At 56.0% G+C, this 1292-nt stretch carries 2 protein-coding genes; both read left to right on the top strand.

Going from position 1 to position 1292, the window contains the following annotated elements:
* The first annotated feature begins 282 nt into the window (after positions 1–282).
* Positions 283–786: a hypothetical protein gene (locus AX730_RS18920; RefSeq protein WP_157074237.1), complete on the top strand. Its 504-nt coding sequence runs from the start codon at positions 283–285 to the stop codon at positions 784–786.
* 67 nt (positions 787–853) lie between these two features.
* The gene (locus tag AX730_RS18915; protein WP_157074236.1) at positions 854–1231 is read left to right on the top strand and encodes a hypothetical protein; all 378 of its coding nucleotides are present in this window, start codon (positions 854–856) and stop codon (positions 1229–1231) included.
* Positions 1232–1292 lie beyond the last annotated feature (61 nt).

Below are 1292 nucleotides of genomic sequence, written 5' to 3'. Positions count from 1 at the left end.
CTGCCTTTTGCTGCTTCGCTTGTCTTGGCTTCGGTTGCATCGTGTGTGCTCCGCGCGGTTCTCGGCCAGGTTCGCGGCTTGTGGACGGGCGGCGCTGTCGGCTTCGGTTTCAAACACAGCAGGCCTCATGTTGTTCCGGGCTTGCGTTGAGTGATTTCCGGCCCCCAGTCATCCCGCAGCCGTTGCAGGCAACCTGCTTCGGGCTTACCTTGGTGCATAACAATTCGTCCAAGCCGAACCCGCTTCGCGGGTCGGCTTAACTCAGGCGTTAGGTTGCACAGCATGTTCTTCGGCAAACCCACTAGAGCAAAGAACGCGGCTTTCGCTGTAGTTAGCTTCTTCATAAGCGGAGCCGCGCTCTACTCGTGGGCAACGTTCAAAGGCATCCCGCAACGCTCAGAGTTGCAGGCGGTATCTGGCCCGGTCTCCTGGGTCCGAGATGGCAAGTACGGCATTAAGTTCGGGCTTGATGGTGTTCCCCAATCCTTTGATTACGCGTCAAAGGGCAATGCGATGGGTCTCGTGTATGACACTCTGTCGCGCCCAGATCGTCCCGTTGTAACTGTCCTTTACGACCCAAGCAGCCCGGGCGGCCCAATCTACTCAGGTGACACGTACTATGGTGTCTTTGAGCTATCAATCGCAGGCAAGCCGTTTCGGAGCCACGATCAGATTGCCGCAGCTTGGCGGTCGGACGAGAATGTGGTCGTATGGCTCGCCGGCTTCCTTGCTTTAGGCGGGGCTTATCTGTCATGGGCGGCTCTCCGTAACCGGGGTGCAACCTAACAGTTCATTCAAGCCGAACCCGCTTCGCGGGTCGGCTTAACTCAGGCGTTAGGCCGCAGGAGGCATCGTGTTCGGTTTGCACAAGAAGCGCTCATGGAAATCAGATGTTTTGCCAGAACTGACAGGACAAGAAAGTTCGCTGATCCTACGGCTCACCAATGTGCCCTGCTTGCGTGATGAGATAACTGGCGATCGGAAGTATTCCTCCCCAAACTTCGGTCATGACTTCCTGATGGCGCTCCATGATGCTATAGGTGGTTCGAAACATGCATATTCGCGCTTATTTGCAGGTTCAACGATCACTACATTGGTGCGCCTCCCGCAACAGTCGGCCATTGGAGTCGAGATGAGTGGCAAGCCCAACGACAACGTGAGGGTCTTTGAGTCTGACATTGCTGACGCTCTGATCAGCGCGTTCAGAATGGCAGGATTGAGGCCGAATTGATGCGGCCTAACAATTCATTCAAGCCGAACCCGCTTCGCGGGTCGGCTTAACTCAGGCGTTA

It is taken from the genome of Pseudoxanthomonas mexicana, assembly GCF_001556105.1.
GTDB classification, from domain to species: domain Bacteria; phylum Pseudomonadota; class Gammaproteobacteria; order Xanthomonadales; family Xanthomonadaceae; genus Pseudoxanthomonas_A; species Pseudoxanthomonas_A mexicana_A.
The sequence above is the reverse complement of the archived record's forward strand: the minus strand, read 5'-3'. Positions and strand labels throughout refer to the sequence as shown.

Bases quoted from the DNA above. Each gene is read 5' to 3' on its own strand.
- AX730_RS18920 (WP_157074237.1), top strand. From the start codon at position 283: ATGTTCTTCGGCAAACCCACTAGAGCAAAGAACGCGGCTTTCGCTGTA.